This is a genomic window from Streptomyces sp. NPDC002888, from assembly GCF_042888465.1.
In the GTDB taxonomy this organism is placed as follows: domain Bacteria; phylum Actinomycetota; class Actinomycetes; order Streptomycetales; family Streptomycetaceae; genus Streptomyces.
Genome location: NZ_JBIAPU010000001.1, coordinates 330,181 through 349,437, shown reverse-complemented (window position 1 = coordinate 349,437; position 19,257 = coordinate 330,181). Strand labels below are relative to the sequence as shown.

At 71.0% G+C, this 19,257-nt stretch carries 14 protein-coding genes; 10 read left to right on the top strand and 4 right to left on the bottom strand.

Annotation, left to right across the window (positions count from 1 at the left end; genetic code table 11):
* The first annotated feature begins 85 nt into the window (after positions 1–85).
* Positions 86–1,885 (top strand): gamma-glutamyltransferase, encoded by a 1,800-nt coding sequence (gene ggt / locus ACFYWX_RS01495; protein ID WP_389421986.1) that lies wholly within the window; start codon positions 86–88, stop codon positions 1,883–1,885.
* Positions 1,886–1,957: 72 nt separating this feature from the next.
* Here ggt and ACFYWX_RS01490 read toward each other — a convergent pair whose 3' ends face one another.
* Entirely contained in the window at positions 1,958–4,501 is a 2,544-nt protein-coding gene (locus ACFYWX_RS01490; protein ID WP_389421985.1) for an ATP-dependent Clp protease ATP-binding subunit, read from the bottom strand.
* Between the two features lie 236 nt (positions 4,502–4,737).
* A complete protein-coding gene (gene map, locus ACFYWX_RS01485) occupies positions 4,738–5,505 on the bottom strand; it encodes a type I methionyl aminopeptidase (RefSeq protein WP_389421984.1) in 768 nt (255 codons plus the stop codon).
* A gap of 32 nt (positions 5,506–5,537) precedes the next feature.
* Here map and ACFYWX_RS01480 point away from each other — a divergent pair, with 32 nt between their 5' ends.
* The 9 genes from ACFYWX_RS01480 to ACFYWX_RS01440 all read left to right on the top strand — a co-directional run bounded on the left by ACFYWX_RS01480 (position 5,538) and on the right by ACFYWX_RS01440 (position 16,596).
* Positions 5,538–5,789 (top strand): helix-turn-helix domain-containing protein, encoded by a 252-nt coding sequence (locus tag ACFYWX_RS01480; RefSeq protein ID WP_389421983.1) that lies wholly within the window; start codon positions 5,538–5,540, stop codon positions 5,787–5,789.
* Positions 5,790–5,919: 130 nt separating this feature from the next.
* A complete protein-coding gene (locus ACFYWX_RS01475; protein ID WP_389421982.1) occupies positions 5,920–7,488 on the top strand; it encodes a hypothetical protein in 1,569 nt (522 codons plus the stop codon).
* 184 nt (positions 7,489–7,672) lie between these two features.
* Positions 7,673–8,515 carry a nitrilase-related carbon-nitrogen hydrolase gene (locus ACFYWX_RS01470; protein WP_389421981.1) on the top strand — a complete coding sequence of 281 codons (843 nt, stop codon included), beginning with the start codon at positions 7,673–7,675 and terminating at the stop codon, positions 8,513–8,515.
* Complete coding sequence (locus ACFYWX_RS01465) at positions 8,512–9,795, top strand: aspartate aminotransferase family protein (RefSeq protein ID WP_389421980.1); 1,284 nt, start codon at positions 8,512–8,514, stop codon at positions 9,793–9,795. The genes ACFYWX_RS01470 and ACFYWX_RS01465 overlap by 4 nt, the downstream gene beginning before the upstream one ends.
* 28 nt (positions 9,796–9,823) lie before the next feature.
* Complete coding sequence (locus ACFYWX_RS01460; protein ID WP_389421979.1) at positions 9,824–11,413, top strand: PucR family transcriptional regulator; 1,590 nt, start codon at positions 9,824–9,826, stop codon at positions 11,411–11,413.
* Between the two features lie 155 nt (positions 11,414–11,568).
* Positions 11,569–12,411, top strand: a complete 843-nt coding sequence (locus ACFYWX_RS01455) for a nitrilase-related carbon-nitrogen hydrolase (protein WP_389421978.1) — start codon at positions 11,569–11,571, stop codon at positions 12,409–12,411.
* A gap of 101 nt (positions 12,412–12,512) precedes the next feature.
* Positions 12,513–13,916, top strand: a complete 1,404-nt coding sequence (gene hydA / locus ACFYWX_RS01450; RefSeq protein ID WP_389421977.1) for a dihydropyrimidinase — start codon at positions 12,513–12,515, stop codon at positions 13,914–13,916.
* A 10-nt stretch (positions 13,917–13,926) separates the two neighbouring features.
* On the top strand, positions 13,927–14,946 hold the full coding sequence (locus tag ACFYWX_RS01445) for a TIGR03842 family LLM class F420-dependent oxidoreductase (protein WP_389421976.1): 1,020 nt from the start codon (positions 13,927–13,929) through the stop codon (positions 14,944–14,946).
* 123 nt (positions 14,947–15,069) lie between these two features.
* Complete coding sequence (locus ACFYWX_RS01440; protein ID WP_389421975.1) at positions 15,070–16,596, top strand: NCS1 family nucleobase:cation symporter-1; 1,527 nt, start codon at positions 15,070–15,072, stop codon at positions 16,594–16,596.
* A gap of 22 nt (positions 16,597–16,618) precedes the next feature.
* Here the strand turns inward: ACFYWX_RS01440 and ACFYWX_RS01435 are convergent, their stop codons facing one another.
* Both ACFYWX_RS01435 and polX read right to left on the bottom strand, forming a co-directional pair.
* On the bottom strand, positions 16,619–17,290 hold the full coding sequence (locus ACFYWX_RS01435; protein WP_389421974.1) for a hypothetical protein: 672 nt from the start codon (positions 17,288–17,290) through the stop codon (positions 16,619–16,621).
* Between the two features lie 201 nt (positions 17,291–17,491).
* Positions 17,492–19,219, bottom strand: a complete 1,728-nt coding sequence (gene polX, locus ACFYWX_RS01430; RefSeq protein WP_389421973.1) for a DNA polymerase/3'-5' exonuclease PolX — start codon at positions 19,217–19,219, stop codon at positions 17,492–17,494.
* Positions 19,220–19,257: the final 38 nt, after the last annotated feature.

The window sequence follows — 19,257 nt, the reverse complement described above, 5'->3', positions numbered from 1 at the left end:
CGCGACACAAACCCGTGTTCGAGATACCTGACGGGTGCGGGGCCTTGGATTAAGCTGCGCTGACGGTCCCTCACTGGAGGTGCGGATGCGTCGCCCCGTCGCACGCAAACTGTCGGTCCTGGCGGTCTCGGCCGCCGTGGTGTCTGTGGGTGCGACGGCGCCACCCGCCGCCCCGAGCACACTCGCCCAGAAGGTTCCCGTGGCCGTCGGCTACGGCGGCGCGGTCGCGAGCGTCGACGCGGACGCCTCCGCCGCCGGCATCGAGGTCCTCAGGAAGGGCGGCAACGCCGTCGACGCGGCCGTCGCCACCGCCGCCGCGCTCGGTGTCACCGAGCCCTACTCGTCCGGCATCGGCGGAGGCGGCTACTTCGTCTACTACGACGCCAAGTCCCGTACGGTGCGCACCATCGACGGCCGCGAGACCGCCCCGCTGACCGCCGACTCCGACCTCTTCGTCGAGAACGGCAAGCCCCTCGCCTTCGCCGACGCCGTCAGCAGCGGCCTCAGCGTCGGCACCCCGGGCACGCCCGCCACCTGGCAGACGGCCCTCGACAAGTGGGGCAGCAGAAAGCTCGGCACGGTCCTCGAGCCCGCCGAGCGGATCGCCCGCGACGGCTTCACCGTCGACGACACCTTCCGCACGCAGACGGCCGCGAACGAGACCCGGTTCCGCTACTTCCCGGACACCGCCGAGCTGTTCCTGCCCGGCGGACAGCTCCCGGTCGTCGGCTCCACCTTCAAGAACCCCGATCTCGCCCGCACCTATGCCGAGTTGGGCAGGAAGGGCGTCGGCGCGCTCTACCGCGGCGACATCGGCGAGGACGTCGTCGACACCGTCAACCACCCGCCCGTGGACCCGGCCTCGGGCTGGAACGCCCGCCCGGGCGACCTGTCCACGAAGGATCTGGCGGCCTACCGCGCAAAGCTCCAGGCGCCGACGAAGACCTCGTACCGCGGCCTCGGGGTGTACTCCATCGCGCCCTCCTCCTCCGGCGGGACCACCGTCGGCGAGGCGCTCAACATCCTGGAGAGGACGAACCTCTCCAAGGCGAGCGACGTCCAGTACCTGCACCGCTACATCGAGGCCAGCCGTATCGCGTTCGCCGACCGTGGGCGCTGGGTCGGCGACCCGGCCTTCGAGGACGTACCGACGAAGGAACTGCTGTCGCAGAAGTACGCCGACTCGCGGGCGTGCCTCATCAAGGACGACGCGGTCCTCACCAGCCCCCTCGCGCCCGGTGACCCGCGCAATCCGGCGGCCTGCTCGACGGGCGGCACGGCGGCGCCGACGACGTACGAGGGTGAGAACACCACGCATCTCACGGTCGCCGACAAGTGGGGCAACGTCGTCGCCTACACGCTCACCATCGAGCAGACCGGCGGCAGCGGCATCACCGTGCCCGGCCGCGGGTTCATCCTCAACAACGAGCTGACCGACTTCTCCTTCGCCCCGGCCAACCCGGCCGTCCACGACCCGAACCTGCCCGGCCCGGGCAAGCGGCCGCGGTCGTCGATCTCGCCGACGATCGTGCTCGACCAGCACCACAAGCCGGTCGTGGCGCTGGGTTCACCGGGCGGCGCGACCATCATCACCACCGTGCTGCAGACCCTGACCCAGTTCCTCGACCGCAGGCTTCCGCTCGTCGACGCGATCGCCGCGCCGCGCGCCAGCCAGCGCAACGCGGCCCAGACCGAGCTCGAACCCGGCCTCTACGGAAGCGAGCTGCAGAAACAGCTGGAGGCCATCGGGCACTCCTTCAAGCTCAATCCCGAGATCGGCGCGACCACGGGTGTGCAGCGACTGCCGGGCGGCAAGTGGCTGGCCGCCGCGGAGAAGGTACGGCGCGGCGGCGGCTCGGCGATGGTGGTGTATCCGGCGTCGTAGGCGGTCGTGCAAAGGTGGGCGCTCCTGAGGGAGCGCCCACCGGCGCGCTGCGGGAAAAGGCTTACCGGCGCGTCACAGCTCGGGAGCCGGCCGCACCTCGCCCGTGCGGAACGCCAGGCGTCCGTCCTCGACGTCGACCGTCACCCGGCTGCCCTCCGTCACGCGTCCGTCGAGCAGCAGCCGGGACATCTGGTTGTCGACCTCGCGCTGGATGGTGCGGCGCAGCGGGCGGGCGCCGTACTCGGGCTGGTAGCCGCGCTCGGCGAGCCAGTCGACGGCCGCGCCCGTGAACTCGACCGTGATGCCCTGCGCGTTCACCAGCCGCCGCGTCTTCTCCAGCAACAGGTCGGTGATCTGCCGCAGTTGGTCGCCGGTGAGCTGGCGGAAGACCACGATCTCGTCGATGCGGTTGAGGAACTCCGGCCGGAAGTGCTCCCGCAGCGGCCGCAGGATCTGCTCCCGCCGCGCCTCCTCGTCGGCCTCGGCGCCGCCCGGCCCGAACCCGATGCCGGCGCCGCGCCGGGTGATCGCCTCCGAGCCGAGGTTGCTGGTCATGACGATGACGGTGTTGGTGAAGTCCACCGTGCGGCCCTGGGAGTCGGTGAGCCGCCCGTCGTCGAGGACCTGGAGCAGGATGTTGAAGACGTCAGGGTGCGCCTTCTCCACCTCGTCGAGCAGCAGCAGCGAGTACGGGTGCCTGCGCACCACCTCGGTGAGCTGCCCGGCCTCCTCGTGGCCGACGTACCCGGGCGGGGCGCCGACCAGGCGGCTGACGGTGTGCCGCTCCTGGTACTCGCTCATGTCCAGGCGCACCATGCGGTCCTCGCTGCTGAACAGGGCCTCCGCGAGCGCGCGGGCCAGCTCGGTCTTGCCGACGCCGGTCGGGCCGAGGAAGAGGAAGCTGCCGATCGGCCGGTCCGGGCTGGAGAGCCCCGCGCGCGAGCGCAGCACGGCGTCGGCGACCACGCTGACCGCCTCGTCCTGGCCCACGACCCGCTGGTGCAGATGCTCCTCCAGCTCCAGCAGGCGCTCCTTCTCCTCCTGGGTGAGGCGGCTGACGGGGACGCCGGTCTGCCGGGAGACCACCTCGGCGATCGCCTCCGCGGTCACCTCCAGGTTCAGACCCTCGTCGGCCTCGTCGGTGCCCGCCGCCAGGGCGATCCGCTCCTTCAGCTCGACGATCCGGTCGCGCAGCTGGGACGCCTGCTCGTACTGCTCGTCCGCGGCGGCCTGGTCCTTGTCCCGGCCGAGCTGCTCCAGCTCGCGCTCCATGGCGCGTACGTCGGTGCCCTTCGTACTCGCGCCCAGTCGCACCCGCGCCCCGGCCTGGTCGATCAGGTCGATGGCCTTGTCCGGCAGGCGCCGGTCGGTGAGATAGCGGTCGGACAGCTCCACGGCGGCCACCAGCGCCTCGTCGGAGTAGCGGACCTGGTGGTGGGCCTCGTAGCGGTCGCGCAGACCGCGCAGGATCTCGATGGCGTCCCCGGCGGACGGCTCGGGCACCAGGATCGGCTGGAAACGGCGGGCGAGCGCCGCGTCCTTCTCTATCCGTCGGTACTCCTCCAGCGTGGTGGCGCCGACGATGTGCAGCTCGCCGCGGGCCAGCGCCGGCTTGAGGATGTTGCTCGCGTCCATCGAACCGCCCTCGCCGCCGCCCCCGGCGCCGACGACGGTGTGCAGCTCGTCGATGAAGACGATCAGCTGGTCGGAGTGGGCGCGGATCTCGCCGACGATGTTGTTGAGCCGCTCCTCGAAGTCCCCGCGGAAGCGGGTGCCGGCGACCACGCCCGTCAGGTCCAGGGCGACCACACGGCGGCCGGTCAGGACGTCGGGCACGTCACCGTCCGCGATCCGCTGGGCGAGCCCCTCCACGATGGCGGTCTTGCCGACGCCCGCGTCCCCGATGAGCACCGGGTTGTTCTTGCCGCGCCGGGAGAGCACCTCGATCGTCTGCTCGATCTCGTCGTCCCGGCCGATCACCGGGTCTATCCCGCCCTGGCGGGCCAGCTCGGTCAGGTCGCGGCCGTACTTGTCGAGGGTGGGTGTTCCGGTGGGCCGCTGCCGTTCGGCCCGCGCCTGCGGGGTCTCCGGCGCCTCGGGCGGCAGGCCGGTGGGCGCGAACCGGGCCGAGTTGAGGATGTGCCCGGCCGCGGAGTCCGGGTTCGAGGCCAGGGCGCTCAGCACGTGCTCCGGGCCGATGTGCCCGGCACCCCGCGAGCGGGCCAGGTCGTGCGCGTCCAGCAGGGCCCGCTTGGCGGCCGGCGTCAGGGACAGCGAGGTGGGCGGCGGGACCTCCCCCGGCGGGTGCTGGGCCGGACCGGACCGCTCGTCGATCTCCGTCGCCAGCGAGTCGGGGTCCGCGCCCGCCCGGCTGAGCAGACTGCGCGTCGGCTCGGCGGCGAGGGCGGCCCGCAGCAGATGTTCCGTGTCCAGATCGCGACTGCCGTGCTCGGCTGCATACTGGGCGGCGCCGCGTACGAGCTCCCTCGCGGGCTGACTGAGCAGCTGGCCGATGTTGATCTGACGGGGTCCGGGGCGGGGGCCGCCGAAGAAGCGAGCCAGGAATTCGCCGAAGGGGTCGCCGTAGCCCTCCGGGCTGGTGAAGCCGCTGGTCATGGCGTTCCGTTCGATCGACTTGCGTTGCAGTGCGGACGGGTGCCCTATCCGTGGCGGGCTACACCGGTTGGGCCCGTTAACTCACCTTGGCATGAAGCGGGGGGTTGGGCATGTTCAGGGGCGCCCGGGGCGGGGGTGGTAGACGTGGTTCGGCGTGTGCGGGTTGGTTGTGGTTGATCGCGCCCACGCGGCGGAGCCGCATATGTGCACAGCCCCGCGCCCCTGGATGGGCCTGGCTACCGCTCTGTGAGAATGCGCGGGCCTGAATCCGTGATCGCGACTGTGTGTTCCGCGTGGGCCGCTCGGGAGCCGTCGTTTGTCTTGAGGGTCCAGCCGTCGGGGGCTTCGTGGTAGCCGTCCGTGCCGCCGGCGATGAGCATGGGTTCGATGGCGAGGACCATGCCGTGGCGCAGCCGGAGGCCCCGGCCGGGGCGGCCCTCGTTCGGGACCGCGGGGTCCTCGTGCATGTGGCGGCCGATGCCGTGGCCGCCGAAGCCGTCCGGGATGCCGTAGCCGGCGGCGCGGCAGACGGTGCCGATGGCGTGGGCGATGTCGCCGATGCGGTTGCCGACGACCGCCGCCTCGATGCCCGCCGCGAGCGCGCGCTCGGCGGTCTCGATGAGGCGTAGGTCGGCGGGGCGCGGACGGCCGACGGTGAAGCTGATCGCCGAGTCGCCGGCCCAGCCGCCGAGCTGGGCGCCGAAGTCGGCGGAGAGGAGGTCGCCGTCGCGCAGGCGGTAGCGGGTGGGGATGCCGTGCACGATCGCGTCGTTCACCGAGGCGCAGAGGACGGCCGGGAACGCTGTGGGCGCGAAGGAGGGCCGGTAGCCGAGGAACGGTGAGGTCGCGCCCGCGGCGCGCAGTACGTCGTGCGCCAGTTCGTCCAGCTCCAGTAGGGAAACGCCCACGTCCGCGGCCTCGCGTACGGCCGTCAGGGCCCTGGCGACGATCTGGCCCGCCTCGTACATGGCGTCAATCGATGTGTCCGTCTTCAGCTCCACCATGCCAATTACTATACCGGTATTAGAATGGTGGCATGGTACGCACCCCTCTCACCCCCGAAGAGCGTGAACGCGGCGAGCGGCTGGGGCGGCTGCTCCGCGAGGCGCGCGGCAGCCGCAGCATGGTGGACGTCGCGGCGAGCGCGGGCATCTCCGCGGAGACGCTCCGCAAGATCGAGACCGGCCGCGCCCCGACCCCGGCGTTCTTCACCGTGGCGGCCCTGGCCCGTGCCCTGGACCTGTCGATGGACGAGCTGGCGGGGCTGTGCGTGCCGGCGGGCGTGTGAGGTGTTTCCGCAAGGGTCAAGATCCCGCAAGGAGACTCCTGCACACCCGTTGAAAACTGACCGTAGCCTGCCTGTAACACGACTGGTGTTGCCTACGGACCGGAGTGCTCCGTCTGGCGGGAGTTGAGCGATGGCTGTGGATCAACTCCCGGGAGAAGTACGGGAGTTCGCGAACTACCTGGACGGTCTGCTGGCGCGCCTGGACCAGGGCGGCGGCTGGTGCGGGGTGTTCTGGCAGCGCGACCCCGAGGGGATGCAGGCCTGCCTCGGCGGGCGTGAAGTGCCGCCCTGGGACGTCATGGAGGCGCTGCTTCAGGACCTCGCCATGGCGTACGGGCCCCACGCGGCCACCCAGGAGAAGGAACGGGCCCGCTCCCTGCATGCCGCCGCGCTCATCGCGTACGACGCCCGGCCCGGCGGCCGCGACGCCCTCGGCGACCGGCTCGACGTCATGCTCCGAGAGCAGAAATACGCGGTGGAACGGCAGGCCGAACTGGGGCGGATGCTCGCCGCCGCCACGACCCAGGACCACGCCGACGCGATCCGTCTCGACCACGCCTGGGCCCGCGACGACCACGACCGGGCGACCGCCCGCTGCGCCGAACTCCGCTCCCGCATGGCCGAGTTGGACCGCCGGACGGGCGAAGGGCAGGTGTGGGACACACATGCGATACGGCGGGGGACCGCCGGGAGCGCGGGGGGTGCGGCCGCTGCCGCCGGTGCAGCCCATGCGGCCTGGGCCGCCGGTGCCGCCGAGGCTCGCGGTGGAGAGGGGCACGGCGGTTACGGCGCGCAGGACCCGGCTGCACGTGATTTCGGCGCGCAAGACGCGGCTGTACGCGGCTTCGGCGCCCAGGACCCCTCTGGATACGGAACCTCTGCCGCGGCCACTGTCGACACTCCCGCCCCTGTCCCCGCCCAGGCCGAGACCCCGGCTCCCGCCCCCGCCCCCGTCCCCAAGCAGCGCAAGCGTCGCCGAGGCAGCGCCCGCTTCGCCGGGGCGGTGGAGGAGGACGTCGCCGTGGCGTCCGTCGTACCGCCGGAGGCCACCGTACCGACGCTGCCCGCGCCCTCTCCCGCGACCGGCCGTACCCCGCGGGGAGCCAGGTTCGCCGGGGCGGCCGAGTCGGTGGGGCTGCAGGGGCGGCAGACCGAGCCGGTGGTGGACGACACGGCGCGGCGGGAGACCGCCGAGACGGTGGAGCGGCTGATCCGCCTGCGCGAGGAGAGCCGCAGCGGTGAGGCGCACGCGCTGCTGGTGGAGATCGCGTACTGGCCGGCCGCCCGCTTCCCGCTGCTCGCGGCGCAGCTCCAGCACGCCGGTCTCGGCGCGGACTGGGCGACGCTGCTCTGGGAGGCGGCCTCACTGCCCGCGGACCGGCTCGTCGCCGCGGCGGACGCGCTGGCCGCGGCGGGGCGCACGTCCGACGGGGAGCAGATCCTGCGCCAGGGCGTCGCCCGGCCCGCGGCGGAGATCGGGGAGGCCGTCCTGGGGCTGGCCGCGCAGGGGCGCCGGCGTGAGGTGCGTGCGCTGCTCGACGCGTACGTCCGCGTCCGTACCCCCGAGGAGGCGGCCCGCAGCGCCGACGCCGACCCGCAGACCCTCGTCCCGCTGCTGGTGGAGGCCGCGCGCGGCGTCTCGGACGAGCGTCACTGGGACCTGGTCCACGCCCTCCGGGTCGCCGGCCACGCCGCCTGACGCCCCACCCGGCGCACAGCTCTCACGCGCACCAGCACTCACCCACAGGAGTGTGAAACGGGATCGACTCAGCGGGTTAACGGCGATGGTCTTGGCAAGGCTGCCGGTGAGGCTTACGTTCGTGCCTCTACGGCCTGCTTTCTACGGGCGTAGAGGCTCTGGCGTCCCGTCGAAGGAGCAGCTCATGGCCAACGTCGTTCGTGCCGCTCTGGTGCAGGCCACCTGGACCGGCGACACCGAGTCCATGGTGGCGAAGCACGAGGAGCACGCCCGCGAGGCGGCCCGCCAGGGGGCCAGGATCATCGGGTTCCAGGAAGTCTTCAACGCGCCCTACTTCTGCCAGGTCCAGGACCCGGAGCACTACCGCTGGGCCGAGCCGGTCCCGGACGGGCCCACGGTGCGTCGTATGCAGGAGCTCGCCCGGGAGACCGGCATGGTCGTCGTCGTACCGGTGTTCGAGATCGAACAGTCGGGCTTCTACTACAACACCGCCGCGGTGATCGACGCCGACGGCTCCTACCTCGGCAAGTACCGCAAGCACCACATCCCGCAGGTCAAGGGCTTCTGGGAGAAGTACTACTTCAGACCGGGCAACATCGGCTGGCCCGTCTTCGACACCGCCGTCGGGAAGGTCGGCGTGTACATCTGCTACGACCGGCACTTCCCCGAAGGATGGCGGCAGCTCGGGATCAACGGCGCCCAGCTCGTCTACAACCCCTCCGCCACCCACCGCGGACTCTCCTCCCACCTCTGGCGCCTGGAACAGCCCGCCGCGGCCGTCGCCAACGAGTACTTCATCGCCGCGATCAACCGCGTCGGCGTCGAGGAGTACGGCGACAACGACTTCTACGGGACGAGCTACTTCGTCGACCCGCGCGGCCAGTTCGTCGGGGACGTCGCCGGCGACAAGGCGGAGGAACTCGTCGTCCGCGACCTCGACTTCGACCTCATCGAGGAAGTGCGGCAGACGTGGGCCTTCTACCGCGACCGCCGCCCCGACGCCTACGAAGGGCTGGTGCAGCCATGAGCGACCTCTACGCCCGGCACCGGGGCGTCATGCCGGACTGGCTCGCCCTCTACTACGAGGACCCGCTGGAGATCACGCACGGGGAGGGCCGCCACGTCTGGGACGCCGACGGCAACAGGTACCTCGACTTCTTCGGCGGCATCCTCACCACCATGACCGCGCACGCCCTGCCCGAGGTGACCAAGGCGGTCAGCGAACAGGCTGGGCGGATCATCCACTCCTCGACCCTGTACCTCAACCGGCCGATGGTCGAACTCGCCGAGCGGATCGCCCAGTTGAGCGGCATCCCCGACGCGCGCGTCTTCTTCACCACCTCCGGCACCGAGGCCAACGACACGGCCCTGCTGCTGGCGACGACGTACCGCAGCAGCAACACGGTCCTGGCGATGCGCAACAGCTACCACGGCCGCTCCTTCAGCGCGGTCGGCATCACCGGCAACCGCGGCTGGTCCCCGACCTCCCTGTCACCCCTGCAGACGCTGTACGTCCACGGCGGTGTACGCACCCGAGGCCCCTACGCCGACCTCGACGACGACGCCTTCGTCGCGGCCTGCGTCGACGACCTCAGGGACCTGCTCGGCCACACCCGCCCGCCCGCCGCCCTGATCGCCGAGCCCATCCAGGGCGTCGGCGGCTTCACCTCACCTCCGGACGGCCTGTACGCCGCCTTCCGCGAGGTGCTTCAGGAGCGCGGCATCCTGTGGATCGCCGACGAGGTGCAGACCGGCTGGGGACGCACCGGCGAGCACTTCTGGGGCTGGCAGGCCCACGGGCAGAGCGGCCCGCCGGACATCGTCACCTTCGCCAAGGGCATCGGCAACGGCACGTCCATCGGCGGCGTGATCGCCCGCTCGGAGATCATGAACTGCCTGGACGCCAACAGCATCTCGACGTTCGGCGGCACCCAGGTCACCATGGTCGCGGGCCTCGCCAACCTCGCCTACCTCCTGGAACACGACCTCCAGGGCAACGCCCGCCGGGTCGGCGGACTGCTCATCGAGCGGCTGCGGGCGTTCGCCGCCCAGGTGCCGGGCGTACGGGAGGTGCGCGGCCGGGGACTGATGCTCGGCGTCGAGCTGGTCAAACCCGGCACGGACGAGGCCGACCCGGAGCGCGCCGCCGCGGTGCTGGAGGCGGCCCGTGAGGGCGGGCTGCTGATCGGCAAGGGCGGCGGCCACAACACCAGCGCCCTGCGCATCGCCCCGCCGCTGTCCCTCACCGTCGCGGAGGCCGAGGAGGGCGCCGCGATCCTCGAACACGCTCTGAGGAGCACCCCGTAGTCACAGAGCACAGCAAGGGATCATCGTCATGACCGCCATCCTGGAGCCGCTGGGACCGCTGGAGCCCACGGAACCCCCGGAACCCGCCCTGTCGGTCCGCCAGGTCCTCGGCCTGGAACGGGTGCTGGCCGGGGAGCCCGAGGTGGTGGCCGGCGCCGGCCAGCTGGACCGGCCGGTGCGCTGGGTGCACGTCGCCGAGGCACCCGACGTCGGCGTGATGCTCAGCGGCGGCGAGATGGTGCTCACCACCGGGGTGCTGCTCGCCGGGGACGACGGCGCGCAGGCCGAGTACATCCAGTCGCTGCACCGCGCGGAGGCAGCGGCCGTCGTCCTCGGACTCGGCCGCGCCTTCCCCGCCCCGCCGGAGGTGATGCGCCGGGCCGCCGAGCGGTGCGGGCTGCCCCTGATCGTGCTGCACCGGCCCTTCCCCTTCGCCGAGCTGACGGAGGAGGTCCAAGCCCGCCTGGTACGGCGGAAGTTCGCAGCCGTCAGCCTCTCCGAGTCCGTCCGCACGGCGCTGACCGGGCTCATCACCGCGGGCGCCCCGCTGCAACGCCTCCTCGACGAGGTCGCCCAGCACAGCGCCTGCCCCGTCGTCGTCACCAACCTCGCCCACCGCGTCCTCGCCACCGCGGGGGAGCGGCCGGCGGTGGACGACGTGCTGCGCGACTGGGAGCGCATCGCCCGCCAGGCCGGCGGCAGCGAGGGCGACGGCTGGATCCGGGCGGAGTTGGCGGGACGTGGAGAGCGGTGGGGCCGGATCATGCTGTGCGGGTACCGCGGCGACACCGCCGCCGGACGACTCCTCGCCGACCGCGCCGCCGAGGCCCTCGTCCTGCACCGCATGCTCGGCGGCAACTCCGCCCACACCTGGGAGGAGCAGTCCGCGCAGAGCCTGCTGACCGACCTGGTCTCCGGGGTCGTACCGGCCAGGCAGCTGCTGCCCCGCGCGCGGGCCGCCGGACTGCCCGTCAACCGGCGCACGTTCGTCCCGCTCGTCGTCCGCGACGGCGATCTGGCCCAACTCGACCGCGTACTGCGCATGGTGGGGCTCTCCGGGCTCGTCGCCGAGCTGGCCGAGGGGGCGATCGCCGTGCTGCTGAGCCTCGCCCGCGACCAGGATGCCCAGGCGCTGACGGCGCACTTCGCCGCCCGGCTGCGCACCGAGTCCGGGACCGTCCGTACGGTCGCCGCCGCCGACGCCCGTACCGCCTGGGACGACGTGCCCGCCGGACTGCGCGAGGCGCAGCACGTCGCGGACGCCGTGGCGGATTCCTCGGCCGCGCTGGACCTGCCGGCCGTCGTACGGCTGCGGGACGTCCATCTGCGCGGGCTGGTACGGCTGCTGCGGGACGACCCGCAGGTGCAGTCCTTCGCGGAGCGGGAGCTGGACGGGCTGCTGTGCGCAGCCGACGAGGACCTGCTGTCCGTCCTGCGGACCTATCTCGCCACCGGCCGCAACAAGTCCCGCACCGCCCAGCTCCACCACGTCTCCCGGCCCGCGCTGTACCGCCGCCTGGAGGCGATACAGGCCCGGCTCGGCGTCGACCTCGACGACTTCGAGCAGGCCGCGTCGGTGCACATCGCGCTCCTCGCGCACGACGCGCAACAGGGGTGAAACATGCGACGACCTGGGAAAACGGCGGTGAAACATGGGACGGCGAAGGCGTGACACCGTGGCACGCCGCACGCCCGCAGACGTGACACGGTGCAACTCAAAGCCTGCATGGGGACTTCCTAGCCTTCTCGCACACCCAGCGACCGGAGGTCCCGATGAGCAGAGTGATCCGTGCCGCCCTCTTCCAGACCGCCTGGACCGGCGACAAGGAATCGATGATCCAGGTCCACGAGCAGGCGGCCCGCGACGCGGCCGCGCAGGGTGCTCAGGTCCTGTGCTTCCAGGAGCTGTTCTACGGGCCCTACTTCTGCCAGGTCCAGGACAAGGCGTTCTACGAGTACGCGGAGCAGATCCCCGACGGCCCGATCGTCAAGCGCTTCCAGGCGCTCGCGAAGGAACTGGGCATCGTCCTGGTCCTGCCGATGTACGAGGAGGAGCAGCCCGGCGTCCTCTACAACACCGCGGCCGTGATCGACGCGGACGGCTCGTACCTCGGCAAGTACCGCAAGCACCACATCCCTCAGGTCCCCGGCTTCTGGGAGAAGTTCTACTTCCGCCCGGGAAACGTCGGCTGGCCGGTCTTCGAGACCGCCGTGGGCAAGATCGGCGTCTACATCTGCTACGACCGTCACTTCCCGGAGGGCTGGCGGGCGCTGGGGCTGGCGGGCGCCGAGATCGTCTTCAACCCGTCGGCCACCTCACGCGGACTCTCGCGCTACCTGTGGCAGCTGGAGCAGCCGGCGGCGGCCGTCGCCAACGAGTACTTCGTCGGCGCGATCAACCGGGTCGGTGTCGAGGACCTGGGCGACAACGACTTCTACGGGACGAGCTACTTCGTCGACCCGGAGGCCCAGTTCGTCGGCGAGGTCGCCGGCGACAAGGAGACCGAGCTGGTGGTCCGCGACCTGGACCTGGCCAAGCTCCGCGAGGTCCGCGACCGCTGGCAGTTCTTCCGCGACCGCCGCCCGGACGCGTACGCCCCGCTGACGGCACCGTGACCTGGCAGTTCCCTGCGCCCCTGGTGGCTTGAGGGGCGCGGGGAACTGCGCGACCAGCCACAGACGACCCGCACCCGACCACAACCCAGCGGAGTCAACCCATGAGCAGCCGTACAGTCATCCGCGGCGGTCTCGTCATCACCGCGTCCGACGAGATCCACGCCGACGTCCTGATCGAGGACGGCCGTATCGCCGCCCTCGCCGCATCCGGCACCCCGGCCGCCGAGGCCTGGACGGCCGAGCGGGTCATCGACGCGACCGGGAAGTACGTCATCCCGGGCGGCGTCGACGCCCACACCCACATGGAGCTGCCGTTCGGCGGCACCTTCGCCTCCGACACCTTCGAGACCGGCACCCGGGCCGCCGCCTGGGGCGGCACGACGACGATCGTCGACTTCGCGGTGCAGAGCGTCGGCCACACCCTGCGCGAGGGCCTGGACGCCTGGCACGCCAAGGCCGAGGGCAACTGCGCGATCGACTACGGATTCCACATGATCGTCTCCGATGTGCACCAGGGGACGCTCAAGGAGATGGACCACCTCGTCGAGGAGGGCGTCACCTCCTTCAAGCAGTTCATGGCCTACCCGGGCGTCTTCTACAGCGACGACGGCCAGATCCTGCGCGCCATGCAGCGCTCCGCCGAGAACGGCGGGCTGATCATGATGCACGCCGAGAACGGCATCGCCATCGACGTGCTCGTGGAGCAGGCCCTCGCCCGCGGCGAGACCGACCCGCGCTACCACGGCGAGGTCCGCAAGGCCCTCCTGGAGGCCGAAGCCACCCACCGCGCGATCAAGCTCGCGCAGGTCGCCGGCGCACCGCTGTACGTCGTGCACGTCTCGGCGCAGGAGGCGGTCGCCGAGCTGGCGAGGGCCCGCGACGAGGGGCTGAACGTCTTCGGCGAGACCTGCCCGCAGTACCTGTTCCTGTCGACCGACAACCTCGCGGAGCCCGACTTCGAGGGCGCCAAGTACGTGTGCTCGACCCCGCTCAGGCCGAAGGAGCACCAGGCCGCGCTGTGGCGGGGCCTGCGCACCAACGACCTCCAGGTGGTCTCCACCGACCACTGCCCCTTCTGCTTCGTGGGCCAGAAGGAGCTCGGCCGGGGCGACTTCTCCAAGATCCCCAACGGCCTGCCGGGCGTGGAGAACCGTATGGACCTGCTCCACCAGGCCGTCGTCGACGGGCACCTCTCGCGCCGCCGCTGGATCGAGATCGCCTGCGCCACCCCGGCCCGCATGTTCGGCCTGTACCCGAAGAAGGGCACCATCGCGCCGGGCGCCGACGCCGACGTCGTGATCTACGACCCGGCCGCCGAGCAGGTCCTGTCCGCCGTGACTCACCACATGAACGTCGACTACTCGGCGTACGAGGGCAGGAGCGTCACCGGCCGTGTCGAGACGGTGCTCTCGCGCGGCGAACCCGTCATCACCGAGCGGGAGTTCACCGGGCGCGCGGGTCACGGCGTCTACACCCCGCGGTCCACCTGTCAGTACCTCAACTAGGAGTGGCGCCATGGACTTCGGACTCGTCCTGCAGACCGACCCGCCGGCCTCGAAGGTCGTCAGCCTGATGAAGCGGGCCGAGCGCAACGGCTTCACCTACGGCTGGACGTTCGACTCCGCCGTGCTCTGGCAGGAGCCGTTCGTGATCTACAGCCAGATCCTCTCCAACACCACGAGTTTGACGGTCGGCCCGATGGTCACCAACCCGGGCACCCGCACCTGGGAGGTCACCGCCTCCACCTTCGCCACCCTCAACGACATGTTCGGCAACCGCACCGTCTGCGGCATCGGCCGCGGCGACTCCGCGATGCGTGTCGCGGGCCGCAAGCCCAACACGCTGGCCCGTATCAGCGAGGCGATGAAGGTCATCCGCGCCCTCGGGAGCGGGGGTGAGGCCGATCTCGGCGGTACGGTGATCAGCTTCCCGTGGATCAAGCCGGGCGCAGAACTCCCCGTCTGGATGGCCGCGTATGGGCCCAAGGCGCTGAAGATGACCGGTGAGGAGGCCGACGGGTTCATCCTCCAGCTCGCCGACCTGTACCTCACCGAGTACATGGTGAAGGCGGTCAAGGACGCTGCCGTCGCCGCCGGGCGTGACCCGTCCGAGGTGAAGATCTGCGTCGCCGCCCCCGCCTACGTCACCGAGGACGACTCGCCCGAGGCGCTCGCCCACGCGCGCGAGCAGTGCCGGTGGTTCGGCGGGATGGTCGGCAACCACGTCGCCGACCTGGTGTCGAAGTACGGCGAGCACTCCGCCGCCGTACCCGACGAACTCACCGACTACATCAAGGCCCGCGAGGGGTACGACTACTCCCACCACGGGCGTGCCGACAACCCGGACACCCAGTTCGTGCCCGACGAGATCGTCGACCGGTTCTGCATCGTCGGACCGGTCGAGAAGCACATCGAGAAGCTGAACGCGCTGCGCGAGCTGGGCGTCGACCAGTTCGCCGTCTACGACATGCACGACGCGCAGGAGAGGGTCATCGACGCGTACGGCACGCAGGTGATCCCGGCCCTCAACGGCTGACGTACTTCCTGGTCAACTCCCCAACCCCCCACTCCTGTTCTCCCCTCCCCCCCAGTTCCCGGGGGAGGGGGCCGGAGCCCGCACGGCCTTTCCGGATCCGCCCCTCGTTTGATTGGCCTGCCCATGACCGACACCGCTCCCACGGCCATACCGCCGTCCGCCCAAGTCACCCTCGCCGACGGCCGGGTGGAGATCGCTCCTGGTTCGCCGCCGCCCAGCGGGCCGTACGCCAACGAGGACCTGCTGCCGGTCCCCGTCGAGAAGCGCACCTGGACCACGTACAACTTCTCCGCGCTGTGGGTCGGCATGGCCCACAACACGGCCTCGTGGACGCTGGCCTCCGGTCTGATCGCGGTCGGCATGGACTGGAAGCAGGCCGTGCTGACGATCGCGCTGGCCAACCTGATCGTGCTGGTCCCGATGCTGCTCACCGGGCACGCGGGACCGAAGTACGGCATCCCGTTCCCGGTCTTCGCCCGTGCCTCCTTCGGCATCCGCGGCGCCAACCTGCCCGCCGTCGTACGGGCGTTGGTGGCGTGCGGCTGGTTCGGCATCCAGACCTGGATCGGCGGTGAGGCGATCTACTTCCTCGCCGGGAAGCTGATCGGCAGCGGCTGGACCGACGTCGCCAAGGTCGGCGGCTACGCGTGGACGATGTGGCTGTCGTTCGCGATCTTCTGGGTGCTCCAGGTCGCGATCATCTACCGGGGCATGGAGACGATCCGCCGCTTCGAGAACTGGGCGGCGCCCTTCGTGCTCGTCGGCGCGCTCGTGATGCTGATCTGGATGAGCAACAAGGCGGGCGGCTTCGGCCCGCTGCTCGACCAGCCGTCCAAGCTCGGCTGGGGCGGTGACTTCTGGAAGCTGTTCTGGCCCTCCCTCATGGGCATGATCGGCTTCTGGTCGACGCTCTCGTTGAACATTCCGGACTTCACCCGTTACGGCAAGAGCCAGAAGGCGCAGACGTGGGGTCAGGCGCTCGGTCTGCCCACGACGATGACGCTGTTCGCGCTGCTGTCGGTGATGGTGACCTCCGGTTCGCAGGCCGTGTACGGCGAGACGATCTGGGACCCGGTACAGCTCGCCGCGAAGACGGACAACGTCGTGGGCCTGCTCTTCGCGCTGGTGACCGTGCTGGTGGCGACGCTGTCCGTGAACATCGCGGCCAACCTCGTCTCGCCTGCCTTCGACTTCTCCAACATCGCGCCCCGGAAAATCAGTTTCCGGACCGGCGCGCTCGCGACCTGCGTCCTCGGTGTGCTGATCTTCCCGTGGAAGCTGTACTCCGACCCGCAGGGCTACATCTTCACCTGGCTCGGCCTGGTCGGCGGTCTGCTCGGCACGGTCGCCGGCATCCTCATCGCCGACTACTGGATCCTGCGCAGAGGCCGACTGGTCCTCGCGGACCTCTACCGCAGCGGCGGCCGCTACTGGTACGAGGGCGGCTGGAACTGGCGGGCCGTCGTCGCCTTCCTGGTGGGCGGTGTGCTGGCGGTCGGCGGCGCCAGCTTCAAGCCGCTGATCGACGGCCGGCCCGTTCCCGCCCTGGAGCCGCTCGCCGACTACGGCTGGGCGGTGGGCCTGGGCACCTCGATGGTGCTGTACCTGGCGCTGATGCTGCTGCGAGGCCGGGAGACGGCCGAGGCGTGACGCGTGCCCGTGGGGAGGGCGGTCAGTTCGTCTGGCCGCCCTCCAGCGCTGCCACCGCGTCCTTCGCGGCCTTGATGGCGCCCTTGTTGATCACGTCCGTAGCGGGTGCCTTCTTCGACTCGAAGTCGCTGCCGTTGTAGGTGATGATCACCAGCGCGTTGGACGCGCGGACCAGCACCGTGCCCTCACGCGTCTGCTGTTTGTCCTCGGTGGTGAGGTTCACGATGGAGTACGCGGAGTCGCCGAGCCCGGGAACGTCCCCGCCGCCGCTCTTCTCCTTCACGCGGTTCGTGTAGGACTCCGTCGCCTCGTCGTCCGAGTCGGTGATCTCGTAGGAGACGTCGAGCCAGCGGTAGTCGTACCCCTTGAGCGCGTTCCACGAGCAGGTGCGGCGCACCTTCGTGTCCGTCGAGGGGATCTCCTTGCCGGCCTGCTTGGCACCCGGCACGAGTGCCTTCACCGTGCTCGTGGCCACACTCGTGCACGGCGCGGGGGCCGCGGCGTACGTCTTGGTCTCCGCCTCGGTCGACGGTGCCGAGGCCGACGACTGCGTGCCCGTCCTGGCGGCCGACCCGTGCTCGGCGGCCGGTGCCGGGGCGAGTGGGCCGGACGTCAGCGCCCAGCCCGCGCAGGCGAGCACGGCGACGGGGGACAGGCGCGCGGTCAGGGTGAGCGGCAGGGGGAGAGAACGCACGGCGCACTTTTCGTGGGGGACGGTGCGGAAGGAGTCCGCACTGCGGACGGGACGACAGTTTCACATGAGTCTCTGTAGTGCGGAAGTGCGAACTCGCTCCGTACCGACGCGGTGACGGAGGCCGGTTGACGATAAGTCACGTGTCCGGTTATGTCCGGTACGTGACACCGGAGCGCGCGCCGTGCGGCACCGGAGGGTGCCTCAGTTCGTCCGGTCCTTGCGCAGGAACCGGCGCAGCCGCCGCAGCGGCCAGGTGTTGATCACGTCGTCCGGGGTGAGCCATCCGCGCTGTGCCATGCCGATTCCGTAGCGGATGTACGCGAGGTCGCGCAGGGAGTGGGCGTCGCTGTCGACGGCGAACTTCGCCCCCAGACCGCGGGCCCGGAGGATGTCCTCGTCGCGCAGGTCCAGCCGGTCGGGCTGGGCGTTGACCTCCAGCGCCGTACCCGTGCGGGCACAGGCGGCGAACACCTCGTCGAGGTCGGCGTCGATGCCGGGCCGTCTGCCGATCAGACGGGTGGTGGGGTGGCCGATGACGTTGATGTGAGGGTTCTCGCAGGCGCGTACGATCCGCCGGGTCATCGCCCCGCGGCCGATGCCGAAGTGGGAGTGCACCGAGGCCACGCAGAGATCGAAGCCTTCGAGGAACGCGTCGGCCCAGTCCACCTCACCTTCGGGTCCGATGTTGAGCTCGGTACCGTGCAGCAGCCGCATCCCGTGGTGGGCGCCGTCCAGTGACCGCACGCGCTCGCGCTGAGCGAGGATCTTCGCGTCGGTCATGCGCTGCATGTACATGTTCGGCGCGTGGTCGGTGACCGCGTAGTACGCGTACCCCCGCTCGGCGGCCGCCGCCACCATCTCCTCCAGCGGGGCGAGACCGTCGGTGAGGTCGGTGTGGGTGTGCAGATCACCTTTGAGGTCGCCCTCGGTCACCACCTCGGGCAGCTCGCCGCGCAGGCCCGCTTCGATCTCCCCGCGGTCCTCGCGCAGCGTGGGCGGGATCCAGGGCAGGCCGAGCCTGGCGTACACCTCGTCCTCGGACCGGGAGGCGACCCGCCGGCCGCCCTCGGTCTCGAACAGGCCGTACTCGGAGAGCTTCAGCCCCAGGCGGACGGCGATCGTGCGGGTGTGGATGTTGTGCGCCTTCGAGCCGGTGAAGTACTGGAGGGCCGCGCCCCACGAGTCCGGTGGCACCACCCGCAGGTCGACCTGGACGCCCCGGACGGTGCGGACCGAGGTCTTCCTCCGGCCGTGCGCGACGACCTCCGCGGTGGCGGGCAGTTCGGTGAGCGCGTCCATGAAGGGAGCCGACCGGTCGGCGGCCACCAGGACGTCGATGTCGCCGATGGTCGCCCGCATGCGGCGCAGCGATCCGGCGTACGCGCAGCTCTCACAGCCGGTGATCCCGGAGAGCGCCGCGACGATATCCTCGGCGGCCTCCGTGGCGGTGCTGAGCAGGATCCGCTCTCCCGCCTGCCGCATGAGGGCGATGCCGTGCAGGATGTTCTCCTCGGTCCGCTCCCCGAAGCCCTTCAGATCACGCAGCCGCTCCTCCTTGATGGCGTCAATCAGCTCGCCCACCGAGGAGACGCGCAGGTCCTCGTAGAGCGTCATCGCCTTCTTCGGACCGAGGGTGGGGATGGTCATGAGCTGCCGTACCCCGGCGGGGATCTCGGCCCGCCGCTCCTCGACCGCCACGACGGTGCCGGTACGGAAGTACTCCACGACCTTCTCGGCGATCGACCTGCCCACGCCCGGGATCTCACGCAGGCCCGCGGCATCGAGGCGGGAGACGTCGCACGGGTGCCCGCCGATCGCGCGCGCCGCCTTCTCGTAGGCGCGGGCCTTGAACGCGTCGCCTGCGGTGACGGCGATGAGGTCCGCGTACTCCTGGAGGAGTGCCTCGACCTCGTCGTTGGGCCGGACCATGTCTCACAGTCTAAGAACCGCGCGGGGAGTGCGCTTCG

What these genes read in the sequence shown, in the direction of transcription:
- ggt (WP_389421986.1), top strand. Translation starts at nt 86, where the DNA reads ATGCGTCGCCCCGTCGCACGCAAACTGTCGGTCCTGGCGGTCTCGGCC.
- ACFYWX_RS01490 (WP_389421985.1), bottom strand. Translation starts at nt 4,501, where the DNA reads ATGACCAGCGGCTTCACCAGCCCGGAGGGCTACGGCGACCCCTTCGGC.
- map (WP_389421984.1), bottom strand. Translation starts at nt 5,505, where the DNA reads ATGGTGGAGCTGAAGACGGACACATCGATTGACGCCATGTACGAGGCG.
- ACFYWX_RS01480 (WP_389421983.1), top strand. Translation starts at nt 5,538, where the DNA reads ATGGTACGCACCCCTCTCACCCCCGAAGAGCGTGAACGCGGCGAGCGG.
- ACFYWX_RS01475 (WP_389421982.1), top strand. Translation starts at nt 5,920, where the DNA reads ATGGCTGTGGATCAACTCCCGGGAGAAGTACGGGAGTTCGCGAACTAC.
- ACFYWX_RS01470 (WP_389421981.1), top strand. Translation starts at nt 7,673, where the DNA reads ATGGCCAACGTCGTTCGTGCCGCTCTGGTGCAGGCCACCTGGACCGGC.
- ACFYWX_RS01465 (WP_389421980.1), top strand. Translation starts at nt 8,512, where the DNA reads ATGAGCGACCTCTACGCCCGGCACCGGGGCGTCATGCCGGACTGGCTC.
- ACFYWX_RS01460 (WP_389421979.1), top strand. Translation starts at nt 9,824, where the DNA reads ATGACCGCCATCCTGGAGCCGCTGGGACCGCTGGAGCCCACGGAACCC.
- ACFYWX_RS01455 (WP_389421978.1), top strand. Translation starts at nt 11,569, where the DNA reads ATGAGCAGAGTGATCCGTGCCGCCCTCTTCCAGACCGCCTGGACCGGC.
- hydA (WP_389421977.1), top strand. Translation starts at nt 12,513, where the DNA reads ATGAGCAGCCGTACAGTCATCCGCGGCGGTCTCGTCATCACCGCGTCC.
- ACFYWX_RS01445 (WP_389421976.1), top strand. Translation starts at nt 13,927, where the DNA reads ATGGACTTCGGACTCGTCCTGCAGACCGACCCGCCGGCCTCGAAGGTC.
- ACFYWX_RS01440 (WP_389421975.1), top strand. Translation starts at nt 15,070, where the DNA reads ATGACCGACACCGCTCCCACGGCCATACCGCCGTCCGCCCAAGTCACC.
- polX (WP_389421973.1), bottom strand. Translation starts at nt 19,219, where the DNA reads ATGGTCCGGCCCAACGACGAGGTCGAGGCACTCCTCCAGGAGTACGCG.